At 65.4% G+C, this 25,468-nt stretch carries 21 protein-coding genes; 8 read left to right on the top strand and 13 right to left on the bottom strand.

The features are described from left to right. Positions 1–440 precede the first annotated feature (440 nt). On the top strand, positions 441–2,282 hold the full coding sequence (locus tag B8446_RS09880; protein WP_241767734.1) for a glycoside hydrolase family 15 protein: 1,842 nt from the start codon (positions 441–443) through the stop codon (positions 2,280–2,282). Positions 2,283–2,730: 448 nt separating this feature from the next. Next, complete coding sequence (locus tag B8446_RS09875) at positions 2,731–3,498, top strand: bestrophin-like domain (RefSeq protein ID WP_048849198.1); 768 nt, start codon at positions 2,731–2,733, stop codon at positions 3,496–3,498. Positions 3,499–3,730: 232 nt separating this feature from the next. On the opposite strand, the gene B8446_RS09870 is transcribed toward B8446_RS09875, so the two are convergent. The 4 genes from B8446_RS09870 to B8446_RS09855 all read right to left on the bottom strand — a co-directional run bounded on the left by B8446_RS09870 (position 3,731) and on the right by B8446_RS09855 (position 7,674). After that, positions 3,731–4,207, bottom strand: coding sequence for a GAF domain-containing protein (locus B8446_RS09870; protein ID WP_048849197.1), 477 nt, complete (start codon positions 4,205–4,207; stop codon positions 3,731–3,733). Positions 4,208–4,385: 178 nt separating this feature from the next. Continuing rightward, positions 4,386–5,684, bottom strand: a complete 1,299-nt coding sequence (gene rho, locus B8446_RS09865) for a transcription termination factor Rho (RefSeq protein ID WP_048849269.1) — start codon at positions 5,682–5,684, stop codon at positions 4,386–4,388. A gap of 443 nt (positions 5,685–6,127) precedes the next feature. After that, positions 6,128–6,700: a hypothetical protein gene (locus tag B8446_RS09860; protein ID WP_048849196.1), complete on the bottom strand. Its 573-nt coding sequence runs from the start codon at positions 6,698–6,700 to the stop codon at positions 6,128–6,130. Further along, positions 6,697–7,674 (bottom strand): magnesium transporter CorA family protein, encoded by a 978-nt coding sequence (locus B8446_RS09855; protein WP_048849195.1) that lies wholly within the window; start codon positions 7,672–7,674, stop codon positions 6,697–6,699. The genes B8446_RS09860 and B8446_RS09855 overlap by 4 nt, the downstream gene beginning before the upstream one ends. Positions 7,675–7,817: 143 nt before the next feature. Between B8446_RS09855 and trpB the strand changes: the two genes are divergently transcribed. From trpB to B8446_RS09830, 5 genes are all read left to right on the top strand, one after another. Beyond that, on the top strand, positions 7,818–9,059 hold the full coding sequence (gene trpB, locus B8446_RS09850; protein ID WP_148505944.1) for a tryptophan synthase subunit beta: 1,242 nt from the start codon (positions 7,818–7,820) through the stop codon (positions 9,057–9,059). 151 nt (positions 9,060–9,210) lie between these two features. Further along, positions 9,211–10,026 (top strand): tryptophan synthase subunit alpha, encoded by an 816-nt coding sequence (trpA, locus tag B8446_RS09845; protein ID WP_048849194.1) that lies wholly within the window; start codon positions 9,211–9,213, stop codon positions 10,024–10,026. A gap of 3 nt (positions 10,027–10,029) precedes the next feature. Further along, positions 10,030–10,485 carry a hypothetical protein gene (locus B8446_RS09840; protein ID WP_048849193.1) on the top strand — a complete coding sequence of 152 codons (456 nt, stop codon included), beginning with the start codon at positions 10,030–10,032 and terminating at the stop codon, positions 10,483–10,485. Between the two features lie 128 nt (positions 10,486–10,613). Next, on the top strand, positions 10,614–11,162 hold the full coding sequence (locus tag B8446_RS09835) for a hypothetical protein (protein WP_048849192.1): 549 nt from the start codon (positions 10,614–10,616) through the stop codon (positions 11,160–11,162). 66 nt (positions 11,163–11,228) lie between these two features. After that, positions 11,229–11,540 (top strand): hypothetical protein, encoded by a 312-nt coding sequence (locus tag B8446_RS09830; RefSeq protein ID WP_048849191.1) that lies wholly within the window; start codon positions 11,229–11,231, stop codon positions 11,538–11,540. 103 nt (positions 11,541–11,643) lie between these two features. Here the strand turns inward: B8446_RS09830 and B8446_RS09825 are convergent, their stop codons facing one another. The 4 genes from B8446_RS09825 to accD all read right to left on the bottom strand — a co-directional run bounded on the left by B8446_RS09825 (position 11,644) and on the right by accD (position 16,716). Beyond that, complete coding sequence (locus B8446_RS09825) at positions 11,644–11,892, bottom strand: hypothetical protein (RefSeq protein WP_048849190.1); 249 nt, start codon at positions 11,890–11,892, stop codon at positions 11,644–11,646. Positions 11,893–12,282: 390 nt separating this feature from the next. Further along, entirely contained in the window at positions 12,283–12,843 is a 561-nt protein-coding gene (locus B8446_RS09815) for a TetR/AcrR family transcriptional regulator (protein ID WP_241767733.1), read from the bottom strand. A gap of 1,610 nt (positions 12,844–14,453) precedes the next feature. Continuing rightward, entirely contained in the window at positions 14,454–15,839 is a 1,386-nt protein-coding gene (locus tag B8446_RS09805) for a bifunctional folylpolyglutamate synthase/dihydrofolate synthase (RefSeq protein WP_048849186.1), read from the bottom strand. Then, the gene (accD, locus tag B8446_RS09800) at positions 15,823–16,716 is read right to left on the bottom strand and encodes an acetyl-CoA carboxylase, carboxyltransferase subunit beta (RefSeq protein WP_048849185.1); all 894 of its coding nucleotides are present in this window, start codon (positions 16,714–16,716) and stop codon (positions 15,823–15,825) included. Before accD ends, B8446_RS09805 begins: the two co-directional genes overlap by 17 nt. 166 nt (positions 16,717–16,882) lie before the next feature. Here accD and B8446_RS09795 point away from each other — a divergent pair, with 166 nt between their 5' ends. Next, positions 16,883–20,401 carry a PAS domain S-box protein gene (locus B8446_RS09795; protein WP_048849184.1) on the top strand — a complete coding sequence of 1,173 codons (3,519 nt, stop codon included), beginning with the start codon at positions 16,883–16,885 and terminating at the stop codon, positions 20,399–20,401. 72 nt (positions 20,402–20,473) lie between these two features. Here B8446_RS09795 and B8446_RS09790 read toward each other — a convergent pair whose 3' ends face one another. The 5 genes from B8446_RS09790 to B8446_RS16480 form a co-directional block, all read right to left on the bottom strand. After that, entirely contained in the window at positions 20,474–21,508 is a 1,035-nt protein-coding gene (locus tag B8446_RS09790; RefSeq protein WP_158507558.1) for an alpha/beta hydrolase, read from the bottom strand. 115 nt (positions 21,509–21,623) lie between these two features. Beyond that, positions 21,624–22,481 (bottom strand): carboxylating nicotinate-nucleotide diphosphorylase, encoded by an 858-nt coding sequence (gene nadC / locus B8446_RS09785; protein WP_241767732.1) that lies wholly within the window; start codon positions 22,479–22,481, stop codon positions 21,624–21,626. Further along, positions 22,478–23,977 (bottom strand): L-aspartate oxidase, encoded by a 1,500-nt coding sequence (locus B8446_RS09780; protein WP_048849183.1) that lies wholly within the window; start codon positions 23,975–23,977, stop codon positions 22,478–22,480. The genes nadC and B8446_RS09780 overlap by 4 nt, the downstream gene beginning before the upstream one ends. 90 nt (positions 23,978–24,067) lie before the next feature. Continuing rightward, on the bottom strand, positions 24,068–25,054 hold the full coding sequence (nadA, locus tag B8446_RS09775; protein ID WP_048849182.1) for a quinolinate synthase NadA: 987 nt from the start codon (positions 25,052–25,054) through the stop codon (positions 24,068–24,070). Between the two features lie 214 nt (positions 25,055–25,268). Next, on the bottom strand, positions 25,269–25,468 hold a 200-nt coding region (locus B8446_RS16480; protein WP_206742557.1), incomplete at its 5' end, for a hypothetical protein.

Below are 25,468 nucleotides of genomic sequence, written 5' to 3'. Positions count from 1 at the left end.
GCGATGCAACCTGCCGTCCTTGCCGCATCTCTCGACCCGATCGAACAATACGCTGATGGCGACATGCCTCCCGCACCACACAGCGCGACCAGCTCTACCCTGTCCGCTCTTCAGGCTCGCGAAAAGCCGTCGACAGCATGGTCATCCGCCAGACAGGCCGCTGTAATCGCGCACCACAGGACGGCCGAATGCCCCGCAACCCATGAAGGGCGCCCATCCAGCAGTCCTCCATGCCCACATTCCTCAAGGATCCGCCGCTACCCCGGCCGAGAAAAGCTTTTCATCTCCCGCCCGGCGAAACCGCGCGGACCGACGCCCGGCAATACTGGCGCCCATGACAGACCTTACGGTCAAGATCGCGGCACCGCCCTGCTCGAGCCAATCTCCGCGCCGCCAGATCACGTTAGGGCCGCAAACCGCTCCAACCCGTCCGAGGCCCCGTGACCGCACCGTCTTTCGAAACCCGCCATGAACTCCCGGCGCCCGGTGAAGCGCCGCTCGGTCCCAACGACGGGGACTGGCCCATCCAGGACATGGCCGCCCTCGGTGACGGCCGGTCCGTCGCCCTCATCGCACCGGATGGCGCCATCATCTGGTGGTGCGTGCCCGCAATCGACAGCCCCGCCCTCTTCGACCGCCTGCTCGACGCCTATATCGGCGGCTATTTCCAGATCCGGCCCGACACGGCCTGCACCGTTACCCGGCGCTATCGCGACGATTCCAACGTGCTCGAGACCGTGTTCGAAACCGAAACCGGCCGCGTCCGCCTGACGGAATCGCTCAACTCCTCCCTCGCCGGACGCCTGCCCTGGAGCGAACTCGCGCGCCTGCTCGTGTGCGAACGGGGCCACATGACCCTGCACATATCCGCCCGGTTCGGACGCCAGTTCAACGCCGTCTCGCCCTGGATCCGGCACCACCCCGGCAATCACGGCCTTGTCTTCCACGTCGAACAGACGATGGGCCAGCTTCTGGTTTCCGAGAACGTCACGATCGAGTATCGAAACGATATCGGCTTTGCTGGTCACGTCGCCTTGCATCGCGACGAACGCGCCATGGTCGCGGTCGTCGCCACCCGCAACGAACCGCTCTGCATCCCCACGCTGCAGGAAATCGAGGATCGTATTTCTGACAGCGACCACGCGTGGCAGCGCTGGACCGAGAGCCTGACTTATGACGGTCCGTATCGCGGTGTGGTGCGCCGCTCGGCGCTGGCGCTGAAGCTGCTGCTGTCATCGCACTCCGGCGCCATCGCCGCCGCCGCGACCATGGGTCTGCCCGAGAAAATCGGCGGTCCGAAGAACTATGACTACCGCTATGCCTGGGTGCGCGACGCCGCCTACACCGTCTGCGCGTTCCTGCGCCTGGGCGTGCGCCCGGAAAGCAAGGCGGGCTTCACATGGCTGATCCACCGCATGGCCGATGCGGGCCTGCGCGTCTTCTATACGCTCGACGGCGCCGCCCCACCGTCCACGCATGACGTCAACGACATTCGCGGCTACCGCAGGTCGCAACCGGTCATGATCGGCAATGCCGCAACCCATCAGCACCAGCACGGGATTTACGGCGACATCCTGCACGTCGCATCGATGTTCACCCAGAGCGGACACCTGCTGGACATGAATACCGGGATCCTTCTGTCCAACATCGTGGACGAATGCGCCGATCGCTGGCGGCAGCGCGATGCCGGCATCTGGGAACTGGCCGATCCCGAGCACTACACCATGTCGAAAATCAGCGCCTGGCAGGCCCTGGCGCGCGGCGCCGAGCTCGCCCGCCAGGGCTATCTGCCCTCCACCTGCGCGGACCGCTGGGAGCGTGAACGTGACCGCATCGCGGAATGGATCGACGACCATTGCTGGTCCGAAAAGAAAAAGGCCTATACCTTCTATCGCGGCACCGAGCGGCTCGACGCCTCCATAGCGCTCGCCGCTGCCTTCGGCTTCCCGCGGCCCGAACGCCTGCGCAGCACCATGGACGCCATCGCGCGCGAACTCGGCGCAGGTCCGTTCATCTACCGCTATTCAGGCGCGGCCCAGGAAGAGGGCAGTTTCCTCGCCTGCGCCTTCTGGCTCGCCGAAGCCCAGCACATCCTTGGCCGCACCGAAGACGCCGCCCGCCGCTACAACGCCATCCTCGCCGCCATCGCGCCCAGCACCGGCACCATCAGCGAAATGATCGACCCGGCCACCGGCGCGCATCTCGGCAACACACCGCAGGGACTGACGCATCTGGCGATCGTTCATGCGGCGTGCATCATGGCAGGGAAGACGCAGCCCTGACGAACCCGCCCCGGCAGAACATGCGATATTTCGATCAAAGAGCAATATGTCTGCCGTCAGCTCTTCAGAAACCGGATCGACCGGATTTTTATGATGTGTCTGGTGCAAGGACGACCAGTATAGAGGACATATTCCTGATTTTTTCTAGTCTGCATCTTTTGGGTAAAAAGCGGACGTCCTATGGATCGCGCTTTCTGACAGCACCGAAACTGTGTGACGCACTTCCCCCTTGATCGAATACATGAACAGCATGTCGACTTCCTGTCTTCCCGGAAAAATTCTCTGCTCTCTCCGTCCGATGTCAACAGACACAAACTATTTTTGTATCGCAACAGTTTCAAGGCACTGCCAATTTCTCGTGCTTTAAATCTCGCGCCGTGCCACACTCCGACGCGCCATACCAATCTCTCATTCCACTGGAGATTGGCGGCCCGAGAATGATCAAGCCATGAATTACGCGGAAGTATTCGCCATTGTCTCCCTAAGCGGGTTGGCGGCAGTATTTCTCAGCTATGTCGTCCATCGGCATCTCCGCGTTGAGGTACGCGCCAGTCATCAGGACGTAGGCGCCGCAGTCTTTCTTCAGCTCGGTGTTCTGTTTGCGGTTGTTCTTGCTTTCGTGTTCGGAGAGGCGTTTGGCGAGTTTGGAGAAACTCAACGCGCTATCGATCTAGAATGTGGTGCGCTGCATGCTGCGGCCATGTTCGCCAGCAGCCTTCCGCCACGCGAAAGACAAGCTATCCTTGTCCCGGAAGCCAATTACATCCGGGATGTCGTCGAAATCGAATGGCCGGAGATGCGCGCCCATCGAGCCGGCAATCGGAAAGCTTACCAATCATTCGAGATTCTGATCAGAAATTCCGCAACGCTTCAGGTTAGCGACACATCGTCCTCGTTGATAAAGGCGCAGATATTGTCACTGCTGTCCGAAGCCCATGCCCAACGGGAAATACGGATTTATGAGGCGAGCAATGGTGTTCCAACCATCATGTGGATTGTGCTCATCGCGATCAGTCTTTTGCTGATGGCTTTCGTCTGTTGCGCCGGACTGCAAAGGTTTTTCGCCTTGGCCTTGTTTTCGGCAGAGTTTGCAATAAGCGTCAGCTCGATTCTTCTCGTTGTCCGACTGCTCGATTACCCGTTCGAGGGGGCAATCGGGCTTTCGTCCCATGATTTCTCGCAGACACTCGACAAGGTCGTCTCCCTGACGAGATAACGTCTTTTCCATAAAGAAATGAGGGAGATTTCAGCTTGCCGACCGGCGAGACGTTTCCGGATAGTCCGTCTTGCCCATCTGCGGCACACCTTGCCCTCTCGTGCGTCGCGGCCTTGGAACAGTTATTGTCACCAACGGTCATTACTGGTCGAACTCGCAATATCGGCCAGGATGTTTTCTAAAAATCTGTCTTCGTGGATCAGAAGGATGGACCGAGGATCGTGTCCCGCCTTCAAAACTTCCCCGCATACGCCGAGACAACAGCCTCCATCAGCTCCCGATCCCGCGTCGAGAACCGGTCCACCACCGGGCTGTCGATATCCAGCACACCGAAGACCGCGCCATCGCGGAAAATCGGCACCACGATCTCGGATGCGGAGGCTGCATCGCACGCGATGTGGCCCGGAAACGCGTGCACGTCGGGCACCACCTGCGTCTCCCGTGTCGCAACGGCCGTGCCGCAGACGCCCGCGCCGACCGCAATCCGGGTGCACGCGACACGGCCCTGAAACGGTCCAAGCACCAGTTCGCCATCGCGCATGAAATAGAACCCGGCCCAGTTCACGTCCGGCAGCCAGCCGAACAGCACGGCCGCGATATTCGCGGCGTTGGCAATCGGATCGCGTTCCCCCTCAAGCACGGCATGCACCGCCTCGAGAATATCCTCATGAGACGCGCCCGACGCGGGTGCTGCGATATCTGCGACCATGCTCGATCCTCTGAAACGAAAAAAGCGGGGCTCGGCCCCGCTTCCGGCAGGAGGCAGGCCTCCCGCACACCTTAATTCAAGGGAATGAAAGGGGCGAGCCCCTGCGCCGTCGGGGTGGGGCAGAGCCCCGCACACCTCGCCCGCCCGAAATCAGGTGCCCCGATCAGGCACCCGGACATCAGTTGTTCATCGCGTCGAAGAAATCCTGGTTCGACTTGCTGTATTTGAGCTTGTCGAGCAGGAAGTCCATCGCATCCATCGTGCCCATCGGCGCCAGGATGCGGCGCAGCACCCACATCTTGGACAGCTGCGCGCGATCCACCAGAAGCTCTTCTTTGCGGGTGCCCGACTTGGTGATGTCGATCGCGGGGAAGGTGCGCTTGTCGGACAGCTTGCGGTCGAGGATGAGCTCGGAATTGCCCGTGCCCTTGAACTCCTCGAAAATCACTTCGTCCATGCGGCTGCCGGTATCGATCAGCGCGGTCGCGATGATGGTCAGCGACCCGCCTTCCTCGATATTGCGCGCCGCACCGAAGAAGCGCTTCGGACGCTGCAGGGCGTTGGCGTCCACACCGCCCGTCAGCACCTTGCCCGACGACGGAACGACGGTGTTGTAGGCACGCGCCAGACGCGTGATGGAGTCCAGCAGGATCACGACGTCACGCTTGTGCTCGACCAGTCGCTTGGCCTTCTCCAGCACCATTTCCGTCACCGCCACGTGGCGCGTCGCCGGCTCGTCGAAGGTGGACGACACCACCTCGCCGCGCACCGAACGCGCCATGTCGGTCACTTCCTCGGGCCGCTCGTCGATCAGCAGCACGATCAGGAACACTTCAGGATGATTGGCCGAGATCGAGGCCGCGATGCTCTGCAGCATCACGGTCTTGCCGGTGCGCGGCGGCGCCACGATCAGCGCGCGCTGGCCCATGCCGATCGGGGATACGAGATCGATCACGCGCGAGGTGTAGTCGCGGTTGTCCTTCTTGCCGCGCGCCTTCTGCAGCGGCGTTTCCTCGACTTCGCGGCCCTCGACTTCCATCTTCAGGCGACGCTCGGGATAGAGCGGCGTCAGGTTGTCGAAATTGATCCGCTGCCGGACCTGCTCGGGCGCCTCGAAATTGATCGTGTTGACCTTGAGCATCGAGAAATACCGCTCGCCGTCGCGCGGGCTGCGGATCTGTCCCTCGACCGTGTCGCCCGGGCGCAGGCCATAGCGGCGCACCTGGGCGGGAGAGATGTAGATGTCGTCGGGGCCGGGCAGGTAGTTGGCTTCCGGCGAACGCAGGAAGCCGAACCCGTCGGGCAGGATTTCCAGCGTGCCGATGCCGAAGATCGCCTGGTCGTTGTCGGCCAGCGTCTTGAGGATCGCGAACATGATGTCCTGCTTGCGCATGGACGAAGCGTTCTCGATCTGCACGCTCTCGGCATAGGCGAGCAGATCGGCGGGCGATTTTGCCTTGAGGTCGGCGAGATGCATGACGGGATACGGGCCTTGAGCGTAGCGCCGCGCGACGATTTGCAGATCAGACGACGGCTTGGCGGAAACGTCCGAGCACACTCTCCGGCACAACGGCCACAAGCCAGGGGATACGACTCTGCCGTATCGGGCCGAAGAGAAGGTTCGAAGCAATGGAGAAACCGATCGGCAGGACGCCGGCGGCACCTGTTTCGTGATGTAATCCCGCGCCGTACCCTCGTCAAGCAGCCTCTCGCAGCGGGCTTTCAAACGTGATCCATGAAATGCATGGCGAAACGCCCGGCCATCTCATGAATTGACGTCTCCGCGCAGCGGCATCCTGAAATCCGCCTGCGATATGGTCGTCCTTTCGATCCGCCTCACGGGCACGTCCGGCGACCGCTCTTCATCGTGGCCGGGAGCGATTGCGGCGCGCGTTCATTCCATACGGCGGCGAAAACCGTTCAGCGCAGCGGCCCGAGCCAGTATTCGCCCGCGGTCATCGGTGGCGACGCGGCGCCGATATCGATCAGGACCCGCGCAAGCGTCGGCTCCTCGACCGACATTGAACCCGACAGCAGCTGCGGGCCGCACACACCGTGCAGGACCAGATCAGCCGCCAGATGCGTCTTCAGTTCGCACGCCGCTGTATTGGCACGCGGCCCCGCACCCCGATCGATCGTGCCTCCGATGGGAGCTGCGGCAACCGGGCGGCTGTCGGAATCCAGGGCCACGATCTCACCTGCGAGCTGCTGTCTGGCCGGGCCCGGCACGTCGGAGACGGATGCCGGGGCAACCGGATGAAGCCCGATCAGGATCCGTGTCGGTTGCCGACCGTTCCGCCACGTCGTGGATTCCAGCGCAGCCACGCCGGTTGCCGTCCCGTCATACCGCCAGGGTTCCTGCACGAGCTGGTCCACCACAGCCTGCGGCGAGGCAGGCGGCACATCCGTCTGCACGGCATCGGCCCGTGCCGGTCCGGGCGCGAGTGACAGGGGCAGAATGGCGGCACAGGCCAGCAGCAGACGAGCGGTCATCGGTTTCCTATCCAGCCCAGACGCCAGAACACGAACAGAGGCATGATGGCCGAGGCAGCCATCAAGGCAAGACTGTACCAATACCCGTATGCCCAGTTGAGTTCCGGCATGACCTTGAAATTCATGCCGTAGATGCCCGCGATCAGCGTCGGCGGTATGCCGATCGCACTGATGACCGTCAGCACCTTCATGTTGTCGTTCTGGTCGATGCTGATGAAGCCCAGCGTCGCATCCAGGAGGAACTGCACCTTGTTGGTCGTATGCCCGACGAAATCCGTCAGCGACGTGACGTCCCGCGCCAGCAGCACCAGCCGCCCCCGCAGGCCGTCCTCGTCGCGGAACATCCCGCAATCGGCCAGGAACCGCGTCGAACGGTCCACGCCCAGAAGACTGTCGCGCACCGCCGAGGCCAGATCGCCGCCGGCTCCCAGATCGCGCAATGACGCGCGCAGCCGCCCCGCGACCGCCGCCTGCCGGCCCCTGCCTTCCGGCGCGAAGATCGTCCGCGACCGCGCATTCAGCGTCCCGTCCAGATGCTCCAGCACGTCCGCCAGCCGATTGACGATCGCCTCGAACAGCGCGATCGCAAGCTCCGGCGCCGAGGCATGCTGCCCCCCTCCCGCCAGATCCGTCCCGAGCGCGTCGAACGCGTGATAGTCGGAATAGCGCACGGTCATGAGCCGGTCATGCGACAGGACGAGACCCAAGGGATAGACCTGCGCCACGTCGCCCGCCTCCGATCGCCGCACCAGCGGCATGGAGAGATAGACGGCCCCGTCGCGCTGATACTGGCGCGAGGAACTTTCGATTTCCTCGACCTCCGCGCGACGCGGCACATGCAGGCCACCCAGACGCTCGGCCCGTGCGATTTCCGCATCCGTCGGCCGCAGCAGGTCCCACCACACGATGCCACCGGGATTGTCACCGTCCTCCACTTCGCGGGCGGGCTGACCGATGGCACGGGCAAGAAACATAAAGGAACGAACTCCGGAGATGACGCTTCACACTTGATCGCACGTTTCCAAGCGATCAGGGTAGCCGCCCCACGGGACAGGCCCCGGCGAAAGCCCAAGGACCGGCCCCCCTATAGTCCAGCGTCGGAACACGAAGCACGGTCATGAACGAGACGTCCCCGAACCTGTCCAGCACCCTGCGGTCCAACAGCCTGCGCTCGGGCCCCGACGATCGCGGCCGCTTCGGACCGTTCGGCGGCCGGTTCGTCGCCGAAACGCTCATGCCGCTCGTGCTCGATCTCGAAGCGGCCTATGCCCGCGCGAAGGAAGACCCGGGCTTCCGCACCGATCTGGACTTCCATCTCACGCATTACGTGGGCCGTCCGAGCCCGCTGTGGTTCGCGCGCCGCCTGACCGAGCATCTCGGAGGCGCCAGGATCTACCTCAAGCGCGAGGAGCTGAACCACACCGGCTCCCACAAGCTGAACAACGTCATGGGCCAGATCCTGCTGGCGCGGCGGATGGGCAAGACCCGCATCGTCGCCGAGACCGGCGCGGGCCAGCACGGTGTCGCAACCGCCACCGTCTGCGCGCTGTTCGGGCTGAAATGCGTGATCTACATGGGTGCGACCGACGTCGAGCGGCAGAAGCCCAACGTGTTCCGCATGCACCTGCTGGGTGCCGAGGTGAAGCCGGTCACGGCCGGCGCCGGCACGCTCAAGGATGCCATGAACGAGGCGATGCGCGACTGGGTCGCCAACGTGCACGACACCTATTTCCTCGTCGGCACGGTGGCGGGTCCGCATCCCTATCCGGAGATGGTGCGCGACTTCCAGTCGATCATCGGCACGGAGACGAAAGAGCAGATCCTGCAGGCCGAAGGCCGCCTGCCCGATGCGATCGTGGCCGCCATCGGCGGCGGCTCCAACGCCATGGGCATCTTCCACCCCTTCCTCGACGATCCCGACGTCGCCCTCATCGGTGTGGAAGCGGCAGGTCACGGCCTCGATTCCGGCAAGACCGCCGCCTCGATCTCGCGTGGCCGCTCGGGCGTGCTGCACGGCAACCGCACCTACCTGCTGCAGGACGCAAACGGCCAGATCGACGAGGCGCACTCCATCAGCGCAGGCCTCGACTACCCCGGCATCGGCCCCGAACACTCATGGCTACACGAGATCGGCCGCGCCCAGTATGTCGGCGTCACCGACAATGAAGCGCTCGACGCCTTCACGCTGCTCACCCGCCTCGAAGGCATCATTCCGGCGCTCGAATGCGCACACGGCCTGGGCCACGTCATGAAGATCGCGCCCACGATGCGCCCCGACCAGATCATCGTGCTGAACGTGTCCGGCCGTGGCGACAAGGACGTCAATACGGTCGCAAAACACCTCGGCGTGGAACTGTAATGCGGGGCTCTGCCCCACCCACCCGGAAGGGGCGCGCCCCTTTCATCCCGAATACCTGAGTCAAGGGTTTCCAAAGGGCGACTGCCCTCTGGCGGGGTTTCAGGGGCGGCGCTCCTGACCTCCTTGCACCAACACGAAGCACCGGAACACCATGAGCCGCATCGCCGCCCGTTTCGCCGCCCTCAAGAGCCAGGGACGCGGCGCCCTCATCCCCTATCTCGAAGCCTGCGACCCGGATTACGACACGTCGCTTGCCCTCCTGCGCGCGATGCCGGAAGCAGGTGCGGACCTGATCGAGATCGGCATGCCGTTTTCCGATCCCTCCGCCGACGGCCCGACCATTCAGGCCGCGGCCCTGCGTGGCCTGAAGGCCGGCGCGACGCTGGGCCATGTGCTGAAGATGGTCGCAACCTTCCGCGAAACGGATCACGACACGCCGATCATCCTGATGGGTTACCTCAACCCGATCGACAGCTACGGCCCCGAGCGCTTCTGCCGCGATGCCGCCAAAGCCGGCGTGGACGGCCTCATCATCGTCGACGTGCCGCCCGAGGAAGCCGACCTTCTCGCGCCCCACACGACAGCGAACGGCCTCGACATCATCCGCCTGATCGCCCCCAACACGACCGAGGAGCGCCTGCGCACCGTTCTTACGGGCGCGTCCGGCTTCCTCTACTACGTCAGCATCACCGGCATCACGGGTACCACCTCCGCGACCGAGGCGCAGCTGAACGCAGCCCTGCCGAAGATCCGCGCCCAGACCGATCTGCCGGTCGCCATCGGCTTCGGCATCACGACGCCGGAGCAGGCCCGCACGGCCTCGCGGATCGGCAATGCCGCCGTTGTCGCCTCCGCCCTCATCAAGACGCTGGCCACGACACTGGAAAACGGCCGCGCCACCGAGCGCACGGTTCCGACCGTCGTGGACGAGATCAGGGCGCTCGCCGCCGCCGTGCGCGCGACCTGACGCATGCGCCGCCTCGCTCTGACCCTTGCGGTCCTCGCCTGCGCCACGACCACGGCAGCACGGGCCGAAACCCGGCTCTACGCCAACACGTGTTACGAGAAGGAAAGCGGCGACATCGCGGGCTACGTCGTCACGGTCACCGACGCCAGGCCGCATCCGGCCGTCGCCCTCTCCTGGACTGATGGCGATCTCGTGCCGCCGCATCCCGGCACCCTGCTCACTACGAGCCGTCCGGGACACGCGTTGAGCTTCATCGTCGCCATGCCCCGCGACGAGACGCATGACCGTTTCACCATCACGTTCCGCGGCCATTACGACCACGACCGCCTGATCGGGACGCTGACCGGCCTGCCATGGGTCGGCCGCCCCGAGACCGTGACGCTGAAGCGCCGCACGCATGACGAAGCGTTCGATCCGAAGGATCGGGTCGACACCGGCTATTGTGCGAGGACGCACTGACCGACGCGAACGCAAACCTCCCGGCCGTTCTCACGCGGAAATGACATGACCGGCCCGCGTTTTCTCCAGCAGAAGACGTAACGGTCGCCCTATCCTTCCCGTACGTCACACATCCGGAATCCGGTGAGATGCCCCTGAGCCGCAGAACGCGCATCCACCCCGAACGCCGCCGGAATGCGGCGTCCGCAGCCGCCAGATATCGCTGGTCCATCTATCGCTGGCCTGTGTGCTGCAGGGCGCTGCCCCCCGTCGTCCTCGCCCTGGTCACGGCCAACGGATCCCAGGCCGCAACCCGGCTCTTTGCCAATACCTGCTACGAGAAAGGCGGCGGACGCATCGCGGGTTATGTCATCGCCATGACCGATGGAGACCCGCTGCCGTCAGTGACCCTGTCCTGGTCGGAAGGCGCCCTGATCCGGCCGCTGTCCGGCACCATCGTCGAAACCAGCCGACCGGGCGACGCCCTCAGCTTCCTCGTTACCGACGATCGTGACAGCGCGGCCGCGACCGTGGCCTTTCAGGGCCATTTCGAGAACCATCGCCTCGTCGGCACCCTGACCGGGCTGCCGCATGTCGGCCAACCGGAATCCGTGGTGCTCGACGAACGCAGCACCGATCTCGCCTATCATCCGAAGGATCAGGTCGGGACCGGCTATTGTGCCCCGCAGATGGACTGAAGCCGGTTGAAACCCGCCCCTGTCTGCGGCGTTCGCCGGTAACAGGACACCATAGGGAGAGCCACCATGCCCCGTGGCGACAAATCAGCCTATACCGACAAGCAGAAACGCGAAGCCGAGCATATCGAACAGGGCTACGAGCATCGCGGCGTCCCGGAAAAGGAAGCCGAACGTCGGGCCTGGGCGACCGTGAACAAGGAAAGCGGCGGCGGCAGGAAAAGCGGCAGCGGCCGTGGCCATGCTGAAAACCATGAACCGAGCGAACGCGGCGGGGAGCTGGGCGGAAAGGCATCCGCGGAGAGACCGAAAGCCGACCGCTCCGCTGCCGCGAAAAAAGCGGCCGCCACAAGGAAGGCCAACAAGGAAAAGGCCGGATAATCTCCAGCAAGCGTCTTTCGTTTCCGCCACCGCCCTGAAGGGCTGGCGGTTCAGCAGGCGCTTTCCTTGTAATCCATGTCTGGGCTGTATTCGGGGACTGCGGTCAGGATATGCCCGCGTGGTACATGAAGACGCCGGCCCAGAAAAACGCGATACCCATCAGCCACCAGTTCACATGGACGTTGTTGTTGACGTCCATCGTCGTCGTGTAACAGGCCATGCCGAGAAACAGCAGGAACAGGAAGAAACCGGCCGTCATCCCGATCATCTTGAAGACCATGCGCCGGTCTCCCGCCTTGCCATCGCCGTCGCTGCTGACATTGAGCTTGTGAATATTGTCCCCGGTCGTCATTCGTCCGTTCCTTCGCACAACAACGCATCGCGGTCTGACCCATGCGCCGTCCGCTCCCGGGCCGCCCCTTGATCCGGGCGGCCATGTGTCGAGACGAGTATAACGGCATGTCACCACGGTCGCAGCCCCTGCAGGCTGCATGCCCGATAATATCGCGCCGGAGGTCCTGAAATCCAATCCCGCATGACGCCGGCCCATGCCGTTTTTGCCGGACAATATCCGTCGCAGGACGGCCCATCATGCCGGGCACGCCCAAAAAACGCGCGATACTCATAGTCCGGCATCGCGCCCACGATTTCAGGATGCGAGATCGGCAGCCCCGCCTTGTCCGGCATCCGCCAGAGCCCGCGAAGCCATGCGTGTCGCGATGTGCTGCGAAAACCGGCCTGGTCAGGCGCCCGTTGCCTCGATCATCAGCCGCTCCAGTGCGGCGGGATCCTCTTTATCCAGCAGACGTTCCAACATGCCGCCGATCGCAAGGACCGAGAGCCCATGCATCAGCCCCCAGCGCGCTGCAAGGCGGCCGGTATCATGGGGCGCGTCATGTGCCGCGCCTTTCTCCGCCGCGCGCTCCAGCATGGCCAGCACCTGCCCGGAAGATGCGATATAATCCGGGCGTGTCCGGTCGAGCGCGTCGTTCCGAAACATCAGCGTAAACAAACCGGGATTGTCGAGCGCGAACCGCACATAGGCATGCGCCATGCCGGCCTGCGTGGTCTCACGCGCCAATGTCGCTGCCAGCTCCAGAAACCCGGTTGCCGCCAGATCGCTCAGGAGGCCCGAGAGAGGGCCGAAATGGGGCGCCGCCGCCGTGGCCGATACGCCTGTCCGCCGGGTAATCGCGCGCAGTTTCAGCGCGCCGATGCCCTCTTCCTCCAGAATTTCGCGCGCGACCCGAAGGAGTTCCGCACGCAGATCGCCGTGATGATACCGGCGGTTCTCGTTCGTCATCGTTGTCTCCATCGCCCAGCCTTCAAAAGGTTTTCCGTCTTGAGTGGCAACACGCAGTGGGAATTGTCTTGATCCTGTAAAGATCGACGCACGGACACTCTGTAGCGTGCCTGTATATCGCTCCGGCAATGCGCACAGGGCCTGCGTCCCAAAGTGCTGCCCTGCGTCATGGCAGACCGAAGCCCCCGATCAGTCATCGACCCGGTCGCATTCAAGAACAGTCGCGCATCACATTCGACAAATAACCCAACGTGATTCTGTGGAGTGATTTCAGGAACATCGCCCTTGAAGGTACGACGACCTCTTTCACGTCATCAGCTCGCGCAGTACATGACGACACGCGCCATTTTCACCGCACCAACCGTCGCTGTATTCATGTCGAGAGTCCGTGCCCAAAATCCGGCCTCGCCGCATCCGCCAGATCTTCGTCACGAGCCATGATGATCCGCACGTATATGCCCCGGTCGCGCACGGAATTCACAATCGAGGCTGCACCGATATTACGGATTCCTGCCTTTCGACGGTAACAGTCCCGGAACACATATCTCAGTCCCCGAGACCCCGCGCAGCCTCATGTTACCGATGACAGCAGCACGTGCCCTCCGCGCAGCATCCATCCCGCCTGCTGCCCGGCATATTTTCTGTTCTGAAGGAAACATGGTGACGATTACGCAGGACTCACAGCCCGGTCACCCATCAGGACAGATTTTTTATACCGATAAATTCCCGCCCGACATCATGTCAGGATCCGATACAGCCCGGGCATCACCAACCGGATGAGCCCCGCTCGGGAGATGCATGCACCGGTTCGCCCCAATCCCACCTCGCCGAGCCGGGTTCAGGCATCCAACGATGCAATGCTCAGGAAAAGCGAAGAATTCCCCGGATCGGTTTATTTTCCAGTCGTCACAGTAATGAACCGGAAAACCTTACAGGACCTCATACCGGATTATACCGCTGCTCGCCCCCTTTGGGCAGGAACCTGCAATCCCGACGGAATAATGTCGCCAGAATCCGGAAAGCCCCAGTGCAATGCTGACGATCCGCGATGTTGACGGGAGACATATGACCAAAGCGGACATATTCACTGGCCCCGGAAATTCCCTGCTTCCGATCGTCTTGCCGGCCGACAAGCTCGTCCTTCAGCCATTCTTTTTTTCGGCATTTTCGACATGTGACGATCCCGGGCCACAATCGGACCGGTCTCGGACCCGGCTCCTTGTCATCCGAACGCGCATTCGCGCCCAGCCAGGCCATCCCGCACAATGTCCGTATGAAGTGGCCGTTCGCCCCATCCTCGAGGCTCCAATCCTGCAATAATTCGGCTACAGCCTATGCGGCCGGGGAATTCACAGGATGATTACGCGCCTGTCCCTGCGCGTATTGTCGCCATACCTTGGCGCAATGACCCGAGAGACTGTCCGGTCGTCGTTTGTCGAACCGCAGGAGCCGCACAGCACGATGCAGCTTCCTCGACTATATTTCCGATCCACGCCTGACACAGCCGCCGCGAGACAGACGGCATTCAGGATGTCAGCCCTCCGGCAAGAGATGCGCGACGAAACAAGCCTTACACCCGATACGTAGCGCGCGCGCCGAGCCCTCGTGCCTCAGACCGGCACGTAGCCATCCTGCGCCAGCGCCACGCCGGCGAGATACAGGCTGCCGCAGATCAGGACCCGTCCCGGTGCGCCCGTCCGGATCCGTTCCAGCGCCGTCGCGATGACCGGCCCCGCCACAGCCTGCCCGCCGCTCGCCGCCACGACCTCCTCCACCGGGATCGCCAGATGCTGGCCCGGCTCGGCCACAGCCTGCACGCTGCTCGCCCGGGCGAGCAGCGGCCGCAGGAACCCCGCCACATCCTTCGTCTGCTTCATGCCGACGATGACATGAACGGGCTGCGGCTCGCGGCCCGCCGCACGATCGGCCTCGGCCCAACCGTCGATTACGGCCCCGAGCGCCACCCCGGCATCCGGATTATGGCCGCCATCCAGCCACAACTCGCACCCAGGCACCTGATCCGCGAGCACACCATGCAGGCGCTGCATCCGCGCAGGCCATGACGCCCGGGCAATGCCCGACCATGCAGCATCGGGCACCGCAAGGCCCGATGCCCGGAGGGCCGCGATCGCAAGCCCCGCATTGTCGACCTGGTGGGGCCCGGACAGCGACGGCATCGGCAGCACGAGCGTGCCCAACGGATCGCCATAGCGAAGCGTGCCGTTGCCCGCAGCCTCGATCGTCCAGTCCCGGCCACCCAGCCACAGGACCGATCCCACCGCCTCGGCCTTCGCCGCGATGACGTCCGCCGCCTCGGGCGCCTGGGCCGCGCTGACGACCGGCGCTCCCGGCTTGATGATACCGGCCTTTTCCCCGGCAATTGCCGCCAGCGTGTCACCCAGAAAGGCCTGATGATCGAGCCCGATGCGCGAAATGACGCTGACCGCCGGATGCGGCACGACGTTCGTCGCATCGAAACGGCCGCCAAGGCCCACCTCGACGACCGCGATCTCCGCCGGCGTGCGCGCGAACAGCACGAGCCCCGCCGCCGTCAGCACCTCGAACACCGTGATCGCGGCTCCCGCATTGGCGGCCTCGATTTCCTCGAGCACGGCTACCAGCGCGTCCTCGTCCACCAGACGCCCGGCAATCCGGAACCGCTCCAGCAGGCTGACCAGATGCGGGCTCGTCATGACATGCGCGCGCCAGCCCGCCGCCTCGGCGATCGCCCGCACGGCAGCACAGGTCGAGCCCTTTCCGTTCGTCCCGGCCACATGCACGACCGGCGGCAGATGCCGCTCCGGATGGCCGAGCGCTGCCAGAAGCCGCTCCAGCCGCCCGAGCGAGAGATCGATCAGCGTCGGATACAGCGCATGCACCCGCGCGAGGATCGCGCCCGTGCGGCCCGCATATTCGCCCAGCGTCGTCACCCCCGGCGCGGGAGCGGCAAGCTCCGCCACGTCGGCGGGTGCCGCATCGTCAGGCGAGCGCTGCATTCAGCACCGGCAGTTCGGCGGGCAGGGGCGTCGTGCGCGCGCCCAGAAGGCCCGACACGCGGATCAGCGTCTCGCGCAGGTCCTTCCGGGGCACGACCATGTCGATCATGCCATGATCGCGCAGGTATTCCGCGCGCTGGAACCCTTCGGGCAGCGTCTCGCGCACCGTGTCCTGAATGACGCGGGGACCGGCGAACCCGATCAGCGCCTTGGGCTCGGCGATCTGCACGTCGCCCAGCATCGCGAAGGATGCCGAGACACCGCCCGTCGTCGGATCGGTCAGAACGACGATGTAGGGCAGCGCGGCCTCGCGCAGCATCTGCACGCCGATCGTCGTGCGCGGCATCTGCATCAGGCTGATCATGCCTTCCTGCATCCGCGCGCCGCCCGACGCCGTGAAGACAACCAGCGGGGCACGCTGCAGCACGGCCAGCCGGCAGGCGGCGACGAACGCCTCGCCCAGCGCCGCACCCATGGTGCCGGTCAGAAACTCGAACGCCATGACGGCCACGACCGCATCGCGTCCGCCGAGCTTGCCGTGTGCCACGACCATCGCTTCGTCGAGCTGCGTCTTGGTGCGCGCATCCTTCAGGCGCTCCGTGTACCGCTTGCGGTCGCGGAACTCGAGCGGATCGACCGGCACCTTCGGCAGTTCGATCTTCGTGTAGACGCCGTCGTCGAAGGTCCAGGCCAGACGCTCGTTCGCCAGCGCGCGCATGTGATGGCCGCAATGCGGACACACCTTCAGCGATCGCTCCAGATCCCGCACGAGAACCATCTGCGAACAGCTCTCGCACGTCGTCCAGAGATTGTCCGGCACCTCGCGCTTGAGCAGCCCGCGGATCTTCGGTCGCACGTACTCGGTCAGCCAGCTCATGCCAAACGATCCCTCTCGATCCCCGCAGGGCACCTTATTCCTGACAGGGCCCGGCGAACCCGGAACCCGAAGCGCGGCTTATTACCGTCACGTCGCTCCAAAGGCCAGCATGGCGTTTCGCCACACCCCATATATATGATGCGCAAAGCCCCCTGATACGATGACCATGGACCAGATCAGTCCCACCCCCCTCGATGCCAGCAATCCGCTCGACGACGACCTTGCCCGCTTCATCGCGGACGAGATCGCGTCCGGCCGCCATGCATCTGCGCGGGACGTGATCTCGCACGCCCTGCGTGCCCTGCGCGACAACGGACAGCCCGCACCCGCCCCGACCCCACCCGCTCGGACGCAGCCGCCTCGGGCCGCTTCCTCGCGGGTCCCGTCCGGGCAGGCGCCATTCGGGCAGCCGCCATCCTCACCGGCGCCATGGCACAGCGCCGAACATTTCGCCGTCCTGCGCGACAGCGACGCCATCGGCTTCTTTACCCGCGATACCGCGCGCGACGTCATCGAGGGCGACGCCCGCTATGCCGCCCTGCTCGGGATCGACGCGGATGCGATGGCGCGCGGCATCCCGCTTGCGGACATGGTCGCCCGCGTCCATCCCGACGACCGTGCGGACTACCTCCAGGTCCCTGAAAGCCACACACGCGGAGAGACCCGGCGCTACCTGCGGCAGTTCCGGATCATGGGCCGCGACGGCCACATGCTCCACCTGCTGGCGCGGGGCACCACCCAGGCATCCGACCCCACGCGCAACCTCGGCGTCGTCGTGGACATGACCGACCTCAAGGTCGCCGAAACCGCGCTCGCCGCCAGCGAGGAACTCAACCGCCGCATCTTCGAAAGCTCGGCGGACTGCATCAAGATACTCGATCTCGACGGCCGCCTCCTGTTCATGAGCGAAGGCGGCCGCACGGCCATGGAAATCGAGGATTTCAGCCGCGTCAGGAACTGCCCGTGGCTCGATTTCTGGAACGGCCCCCAGCGGGCCGCCGCAAGCCGCGCACTGGATGCCGCCCGGCAGGGCGGCACCGGCCGCTTTCAGGGTGCGGCACCGACGGCCAAGGGCAATGCCCGCACATGGGACGTGGTCGTGACCCCGATCAGGGGTGCGGACGGCCGGCCCGAACGCGTGCTTGCCGTCTCGCGCGACATCACCCGCCTGCGCCGCGCCGAACGCGCACTTGCCGATACCGAGACACACTGGCGCAGCCTGTTCATGAGCCTGCAGGAAGGCTTCATGATCGGCGAACTGATCCGCGACGAACACGGCCGGGCCTGCGACTGGCGCTATGTCGAGGCCAACCCCGCCTTCGGCCGCCTGCTGGGCTTCCCCAGCGAGGACGTGATCGGTCGCACGGTGAAATCGCTCCTGCCCGGTATCCAGGATGCCTGGATCGAGGAAATGGCGACCGTCGTGGAGACGGGACATCATGCGACCTTCCTGCGCCCCATCATGCGCGATGCCGCCAGGGCATGGCCGATCCCCTGGCCCAACCCCGAGCCGGCCCGCTGGTATGAAGGCCACGCCCTGCCGACGGGCGGGGATCGCTTCGCTGTCCTGTTCCTCGAGATCACCGATCGCCTGCGGACCGAAAGCCGGCAGAACGCGCTCCTCGGCCTCGCCGATCGCCTGCGCGATCTCGAGGATCCGGCGGCCATCGCGCGCGAGGCCTCCATGGTCATCGCCGAGACGCTGCAAGTCGCGCATGTAGGCTATGCCGACGTCCAGGGCGCCGGCGATCGCATCGTCATCACGGCCGACTGGTCGGAACCCGGTCGCCCGGACATCCCGCGCCAGCACGCGCTGCGCAACTACGGCTCCTACGTCGAAGACCTCGTGCGCGGCCGCAACGCCGTCGTGCACGACACCCTGGCCGACGCCCGCACCGCCGACATGGCGCCGAACCTCGCGGCAATCGCGGTGCGCGCCTTCGTCAACATGCCGCTGATGGAAGACGGCCGCTTCGTCGCCCTCCTGTTCATGAACGCAGCCGAGCCGCGGCACTGGACCGAGCAGGAGATCAGCTTCGCCGCAAGCGTCGCCTGGCGCATGCGGGCGACCATCGAACGTCGCCGCGCCGAGGCCCGCATCCGGGAACTCGCAACGGTGCTCGAGCGCGCGGTCGCCGAACGCACGCGCGAACGCGACAGCATGTGGCGGCTCTCGGGCGACCTCATGGGCGTGCTCGACGAAGACCGCCGCCTGACCGCCGTCAACGATGCCTGGACCCGCACGCTCGGCTGGTCCGCCGCCGAAGTCGTCGGATACGACGCAACCCACATCGTCCATCCCGATCAGGCCGACACGACCGCGCAGGCCATCGCGGCCCTGCGCGATCCGACGACGCCCGCCAGCGGCTTCGAGAACCGGATTCGCACGCGCGACGGCAGCTATCGCATCATCGCCTGGCACGCCGCTGCCGAAGGCGGCCGCACCTTCCTGATCGGCCGCGACGTCACGACCCAGCGCGCCACCGAGGACGCCCTGCGTCAGGCCCAGAAGATGGAGGCGGTCGGCCAGCTGACCGGCGGCCTCGCGCACGACTTCAACAACCTCCTGACCGGCATCACGGCAGGCCTCGAACTGCTGCGCCGCAAGATCGAGCGCATTCCCGCATCCGAACCGTCCGCAAGCGGCCTCCTGCGCTATGTCGACGCGGCCCACGGCGCCGCCCTGCGGGCGGCCTCCCTGACGCACCGCCTGCTCGCCTTCTCCCGCCGCCAGACGCTCGATCCGAAACCCGTCGATCTCAATCGCCTGATCGACGGCATGGAAGACCTGATCCGTCGTACCATCGGCCCGACGATCACCCTCGATGTCCGGCGCGACGAAACGCTCGGCCCCATCCTCGCCGACGCTCACCAGGTCGAGAACGCGCTGCTGAACCTGTGCATCAATGCCCGCGATGCCATGGCCGACGGTGGCCGCATGACGATCTCGACCACGTTGCGCCCGCAGGCCACAGGGACGGACACCGCCGGGGAGACCTCATCGAGCCGCTATGCCCGTCTCAGCGTGACCGATACCGGCACCGGCATGGCGCCCGACATCATGGCGCGCGCCTTCGATCCGTTCTTCACCACCAAGCCCATCGGACGCGGCACGGGCCTCGGCCTGTCCATGGTCTACGGCTTCGCGCACCAGTCGGGCGGCCATACCGCCATCACATCCACGCCCGGCATCGGCAGCACCGTCAGCATCGACCTGCCATTCTCGGACGGCGCCGCAACATCGGACGCCGAAGCCGTCGAGACATCCATCTCGTCCCGCACGGACGCGGACGGGCGCCAGATCCTGCTCGTCGACGACGAACCGACGATCCGGATGCTCGCCCACGATATCGCGGAAGACGCGGGCCATACGATCCGCACCGCCGCCGACGCAGACGCGGCGACCGCCCTGCTGGGCGATCCCGCGATTGCGATCGATCTCCTCATCACCGATGTCGGGTTGCCGGGCGGCATGAACGGGCGTCAGCTCGCCGATCACGCCCGCACCCTGCGCCCGAACCTGCCCGTGCTGTTTATCACCGGCTACGCCGAGCATACCGTCCTGACGGCCAACGACCTGCGCCCGGGCATGTACCTGCTGACCAAGCCGTTTCCGATCCAGACGCTTGCCGACAAGATCGAGGATATTCTCAAATCGGCCCCACGGGCCGATACGACCGCCTGACAGGAAACGCCGAACGCGACATCATCGCGTCCGGCTCACGATACGTACCCACGCTGGAGCGCGGCCGAAAATTCACTGAGCCGCAGAGGGATTTTCCAAAAGACCAAGGCCCTTTCGGACCGCATCGATCATCCTGTCGTTGAACGCTCGCGCCGGTCGGGTCTGCCTTATATTAAAGGCGTGGTAAGCGCCTTTCACGATCTCGATCTCACATGCGACACCCGCGCTGCGCAGCCGGCGCGCATAATCGACGTCCTCGTCGTAGAAAAGATCGAGCGTCCCGATCCCGATCCAGGCCGGCGGCAATCCCGACAGATCCGGACACCGCGCCGGCGCGGCATAGGCCGGTGCTCCTTCGGCGACCGGTGCACGGCCAAGATAGCTGGTCCAGGCGAACAGGTTCGACGCGGCCGTCCAGAGCAGCTGCCCGCGATGATGCGATGGCCTGCGCAATGTCGTGCGATCGTCCAGCATCGGATAGACCAGAAGCTGAAAGACCGGTGCCCCTTCGCCGACATCCCGGATACGCTGACACAATGCGGCTGCCAGTCCCGCGCCAGCGCTGTCGCCGCCAACCGCAATCCGGTCGGCATCGACGGCAAGCGCGGATGTCGAATCCCGCAGCCAGAGATAGGCCGCATGAACATCGTCCAGAGGCGTCGGAAACGGATGCTCGGGTGCCAGCCGATAATCCACGCTGACGACCATGATCCCGAGATCGCGGGCATAGCCCGAGACGATGGTGTGATAGGCCGCGGCCGACCCCATGATCGTCCCGCCGCCATGAATGTAGAACAGCACCGGCCCCCGTTCGCGCAGGGCATGCGGGCGATAGATGAACACGCCGATCTCGGCGCCATCCTCACTTGCGATACGTCGCGTCTCGAGCGTCACGCCCTCGACACACGGCGTCGCCCGCCCCATCGCGGCCCGCCAGAGCGGCAGGGTAAGCGCGCCGATCGATGGCGTCCGCATCCACAAAAGCGGAGAACGCAGGCCTTCGTCGATCTGGTCGTAGCCCTGTGTCCTGCGGCCATAGACCAGCCCGGCCGCGAACACGGCTCCGGCCAGCCACCATGGATGGCGTTGAGATCGACCTGCGCTCATGTTCTGTCCCCGGTTCGTGCACCGATGGTGCACCATCAGGCACAACGCACGAGCGATACGCCTCGTTCTCGTCTCACGCAGTCCTTACCGGACTATCGACAGGACGCGCATTCTCTCACCCGATATCCAGCCCGATATCCAGCGCGCGAACCGTATGCGTCAGCCAGCCGAGCGACAGCACGTCGACCCCGGCTTCGGCGATGGCGGGCGCCGTCTGCGGCGTGATCCCGCCGGACGCTTCCGCGATCGCACGCCCGCCGATCATGCCCACCGCCTCGCGCAGCAGCGCAGGCGACATGTTGTCCAGCAGATAGGCATCCGCCCCCCCGGCCGCGATGGCCTCGGCCAGCTGCGACAGGGTGTCGACCTCAAGCTCGATCTTCACCAGATGCCCGGCTCGCGCCCGTGCGCGTTCCAAAGCCGGACGCACGCCGCCCGCCAGCGCCAGATGATTGTCCTTGATCAGGATCGCATCATCGAGGCGCAGCCGATGGTTCGCCCCGCCGCCCGCGCGCACGGCATATTTCTGCAGGGAACGCAGGCCCGGCAGCGTCTTGCGCGTGCAGCACACCCGCGCCTTCGTATGCGACACCGCACGCACGATCCCGTTCGTCGCTGTCGCGATACCGCTCAGATGCGACAGGATATTCAGGGCAACCCGTTCTCCACCGAGAACCGTCGTCGCCCGCCCGGCCACGCGGGCGATCTCGGACCCCGTCACAACCCGCGCCCCGTCCCGCAGGACGGACACGAACCGCACGGACGGATCGAGCAGGGTGAAGGCCAGCCGCGCCGCCGACAGTCCAGCCACCACACCATCCACCCGCGCGCGGAAAATCGCCTCCACCTCGATGCCCGGCGCCACGACGGCATCCGTCGTCACATCCCCGGCTATGCCCAGATCTTCCAGAAGAGCTGCCCTGATCAGGGGCTCGACCAGAATATCCGGCAATTCAGTCAGGCCATCGTTCACGCCACGCACTCCAGCTCGGCAATTTCATCCATGATATCGGCCAGACGGACCATGTGCCGCACGGCACCGGGCGCGGCCTGCGGATAGTCGACCCGGTAGTGGCTGCCCCGGCTTTCGCGCCTCAGCAATGCCGCGCGCGCCATCAGGAAGCCGGCCAGACCGACGTCGGACCGGGCGGCCAGCGGCGCCAGCCTCGAGACCGCACGCGCAAGCCCCGCCCCGTCACGGAGCAGCCCGAGCCCCGCCCCGATGGCGGCCATCGCCGTGTCGCGACCGCCACCTCGCGCCTGCAGGAATACCGGATCGAAACCGCCGGTCCCGACATCGCGCCCCGCGCCCTCACGCAGGGCAAGGCCCGCGCGCCGTCCCATCACGAACGCCTCCAGAAGCGAGTTGCTCGCAAGCCGGTTGGCCCCATGCAGGCCGGTGCAGCCCGCCTCCCCGACCGCCCAGAGCCCGTCGACCGACGTGCGCCCACTAAGATCGGTCACAATCCCGCCCATGTGATAATGCACGGCCGGCTGTACCGGGATCGGATCATGCTCAGGGTCCACGCCGATTGCCTGACAGGATGCCGCGATCCCCGGGAACATCGCGGAAAACGATGCTCCGATCCGCGCCCGCGCATCCAGAAAAACCGCGTGCCCGTCACGCATATGCGCCGCGATGGCGCGCGCGACCACGTCCCGCGGGGCCAGCTCCTCCGTGAACCGCGCGCCCGTCTCATCGACCAGCACCGCCCCTGCCCCACGCACGGCCTCGCTGACGAGCGGCCAGCGTCCCGCCCCTGCCACACCCCGCAGCGCGGTCGGATGAAACTGCACGAATTCCAGATCGGCGAGCAGCGCCCCTGCCCGCGCCGCCGCCGCAAGCCCGCTGCCGGGCTCCGCTCCCGCAAGGCCCGTCGGTGTGGTCGTCGGCCGATACAGCCCGCCGACACCCCCCGTCGCCAGCACGCAGGCATGTGTCCGCAACACCCGGCGCTCCGTGCCGCGCACCAGCTCCACCCCTGCCACAGCACCCTGGCGAAGCCGGATCGCGCCCAGGCCCCAGCCCTCGATCACCTCGATCTCGGGACGCTCCCGAACTTTCTCGACCAGTGCCCGCATGATCGCGGCACCGCTGCCATCGCCGCCCGCATGGACGATCCGCGCCCGGCTGTGGGCCGCTTCCAGATGCAGGTCCGGATCCCCGGTTTCGTCCTCATCGAACGACACGCCCATCCGCGCCAGCGCAGCCACGACATCCGGGCCTTCCGCCACGATGGAACGCACCGCCTGCGCGTCGCACAGCCCGTCTCCTGCCGCGATCGTATCCGCCGCATGCAGGGCCACGCTGTCATCCGCGCCGATCGCCGCTGCGAGGCCGCCCTGTGCCAGGGCGCTGGACGCCCCCACGCCGAGGCCGCCCGGCGCGACCAGAACACAGGGCCGTTCGAGATGGAGTGCTGTCGCAAGCCCGGCGAGCCCGGACCCGACGATGACGGGAACTGTCACGAAGCGTCTCCTGTTCTTTTTCGAAAAAGAACCAGAAATCCGGCGTTCGTCAGAACGCCGCTCCTTGCTGCCGGAAGACCGGACGGATCCTCAGGATGCCGCCAGCATCGCCTCGACCGCGCGCCGTGCCGGAATCTGCAGCTCGGCGGGAATCACGACCTCTTCGGACATGGTCTCCAGTGCGTGGCGGATATTGGCCAGCGTGATCCGCTTCATGTGCGGGCACAGCTGACACGGCCGCACGAACACCGTCTCCGGGTGCGACGCCGAAAGATTGTCGCTCATGGAACATTCGGTCACCAGCAGCACCTTTTGCGCGCCGCTGGTCGCCACGAAATCCGACATCGCGGCGGTCGAGCCCGAAAAATCGGCCTCCGCCACGACGGAGGGCGGACATTCCGGATGCGCCAGCACCACGACACCGGGATGCATGCGCCGATATTGCCGGATCTCGCCCGGCGTGAAGCGCTCATGCACCTCGCAATGCCCCGGCCAGGTGATCATGCGGATACCCGTCTCGGCCGCGATGTTCTGCGCCAGAAATTCGTCCGGGATCATGATGACCTCCGGAACACCGAGGCTCTCGACGATCTTCTTCGCGTTCGCCGACGTGCAGCAGATATCGCTCTCCGCCTTCACCGCCGCCGAGGAATTCACATACGTCACGACCGGAACACCGGGATGAGCCGCCTTCAGCGACCGCACGTTCGCAGGCGTGATTGCCTCCGCGAGCGAACATCCCGCACGCCCGTCCGGGATCAGCACGGTCTTGTCCGGATTCATCATCTTGGCGGTCTCGGCCATGAAATGCACGCCCGCCATGACGATCACGTCCGCGTCCAGCCCCTGTGCGCGGCGCGCCAGCGCCAGGCTGTCCCCGGTGATGTCCGCCACACAGTGGAAGATCTCCGGCGTCTGGTAATTATGGGCCAGGATCACCGCATTGTGCGTCCGCTTGAGATCGAGGATCGCCTCGATGTCCTCGGCGAAACGGGCGTCGAAATCCGAGCGCCACATCAGGCGCGATACGCGCTCATATAACGGATCAAGACGATGTCGCGGTGCTAGCTGGTCCATGACGGCTCTCCGGTCCGGCCCGCGAGTTATGCTCCATGTGAGCATATGTCGGGCGCCACTCAACGCCCCTTGAATTGGCCCATGCGAACGCCGCGTCAACCACCTCACAGACTCTTCATGCCCGAGCCCCTCCGGGAACGACCCCTGTCGCATCCGTCGACCGCCACGGCCGGCAAGCCGTGACGGTCGATGATCTCAGGCTTCGGACCCCGGCCTAATGCCCCGGATGCCCGTCTTCGTGCCCTCCGCCATGCTGTCCACCCGGGTGGCCGCCCGGATGCCCGCCAGATCCCCCATGGCCGCCTCCGCCGGGCCCGAAACCGCCGCCCGGACGTTCGGGTGCGCGTCTAGGCCCCCCGCCCGGCCCGCGTCCGGCCTGACCCTGCCAGCCCGGGCCCGCCCGCATCGGCTCCC

The sequence above is a fragment of the Tanticharoenia sakaeratensis NBRC 103193 genome (genome assembly GCF_000963885.1).
GTDB classification, from domain to species: Bacteria; Pseudomonadota; Alphaproteobacteria; order Acetobacterales; family Acetobacteraceae; genus Tanticharoenia; species Tanticharoenia sakaeratensis.
This window is presented reverse-complemented; position numbering and strand designations above follow the sequence as displayed.

What these genes read in the sequence shown, in the direction of transcription:
- B8446_RS09875 (WP_048849198.1), top strand. Translation starts at nt 2,731, where the DNA reads ATGAATTACGCGGAAGTATTCGCCATTGTCTCCCTAAGCGGGTTGGCG.
- B8446_RS09870 (WP_048849197.1), bottom strand. Translation starts at nt 4,207, where the DNA reads ATGGTCGCAGATATCGCAGCACCCGCGTCGGGCGCGTCTCATGAGGAT.
- rho (WP_048849269.1), bottom strand. Translation starts at nt 5,684, where the DNA reads ATGCATCTCGCCGACCTCAAGGCAAAATCGCCCGCCGATCTGCTCGCC.
- B8446_RS09860 (WP_048849196.1), bottom strand. Translation starts at nt 6,700, where the DNA reads ATGACCGCTCGTCTGCTGCTGGCCTGTGCCGCCATTCTGCCCCTGTCA.
- B8446_RS09855 (WP_048849195.1), bottom strand. Translation starts at nt 7,674, where the DNA reads ATGTTTCTTGCCCGTGCCATCGGTCAGCCCGCCCGCGAAGTGGAGGAC.
- trpB (WP_148505944.1), top strand. Translation starts at nt 7,818, where the DNA reads ATGAACGAGACGTCCCCGAACCTGTCCAGCACCCTGCGGTCCAACAGC.
- trpA (WP_048849194.1), top strand. Translation starts at nt 9,211, where the DNA reads ATGAGCCGCATCGCCGCCCGTTTCGCCGCCCTCAAGAGCCAGGGACGC.
- B8446_RS09840 (WP_048849193.1), top strand. Translation starts at nt 10,030, where the DNA reads ATGCGCCGCCTCGCTCTGACCCTTGCGGTCCTCGCCTGCGCCACGACC.
- B8446_RS09835 (WP_048849192.1), top strand. Translation starts at nt 10,614, where the DNA reads ATGCCCCTGAGCCGCAGAACGCGCATCCACCCCGAACGCCGCCGGAAT.
- B8446_RS09830 (WP_048849191.1), top strand. Translation starts at nt 11,229, where the DNA reads ATGCCCCGTGGCGACAAATCAGCCTATACCGACAAGCAGAAACGCGAA.
- B8446_RS09825 (WP_048849190.1), bottom strand. Translation starts at nt 11,892, where the DNA reads ATGACGACCGGGGACAATATTCACAAGCTCAATGTCAGCAGCGACGGC.
- B8446_RS09815 (WP_241767733.1), bottom strand. Translation starts at nt 12,843, where the DNA reads ATGACGAACGAGAACCGCCGGTATCATCACGGCGATCTGCGTGCGGAA.
- B8446_RS09805 (WP_048849186.1), bottom strand. Translation starts at nt 15,839, where the DNA reads ATGCAGCGCTCGCCTGACGATGCGGCACCCGCCGACGTGGCGGAGCTT.
- accD (WP_048849185.1), bottom strand. Translation starts at nt 16,716, where the DNA reads ATGAGCTGGCTGACCGAGTACGTGCGACCGAAGATCCGCGGGCTGCTC.
- B8446_RS09795 (WP_048849184.1), top strand. Translation starts at nt 16,883, where the DNA reads ATGGACCAGATCAGTCCCACCCCCCTCGATGCCAGCAATCCGCTCGAC.
- B8446_RS09790 (WP_158507558.1), bottom strand. Translation starts at nt 21,508, where the DNA reads ATGAGCGCAGGTCGATCTCAACGCCATCCATGGTGGCTGGCCGGAGCC.
- nadA (WP_048849182.1), bottom strand. Translation starts at nt 25,054, where the DNA reads ATGGACCAGCTAGCACCGCGACATCGTCTTGATCCGTTATATGAGCGC.